Below are 256 nucleotides of genomic sequence, written 5' to 3'. Positions count from 1 at the left end.
CGTCGGTCCATCGTAAATATGAAGGGCCGTAATTTGGCAGTTAGTTGTCTTGAACATCAACAATATGCTGGTCAAAACAGTACGGCTTGTTCCGTCAGCATCAGGCTCGGACGTTAAGGGCAGGTGAAACCAACTGCCAGGCCCGAAGTGCTCAAACGTATCTGGAATTTCGGGGACGGGTCGCGGCGCCAGGAACTCGACCTGGGCGCCCCAGCCAAATTTCGCGAAACTTACAAGTTGCTCAGGGCTCTCCACC

1 protein-coding gene is annotated in these 256 nt (G+C 53.9%); it reads right to left on the bottom strand.

Features of this window, described 5'->3' with window-relative positions:
• The coding region (locus EUU22_RS25475; RefSeq protein WP_205687817.1) for a hypothetical protein at window positions 1-256 on the bottom strand (256 nt) is incomplete at both ends.

The organism is Ciceribacter ferrooxidans (genome assembly GCF_004137355.1).
Classification (GTDB): domain Bacteria; phylum Pseudomonadota; class Alphaproteobacteria; order Rhizobiales; family Rhizobiaceae; genus Allorhizobium; species Allorhizobium ferrooxidans.
Note: the sequence above shows the minus strand (reverse complement) of the source record. Positions and strands in the feature narration are given on the sequence as shown.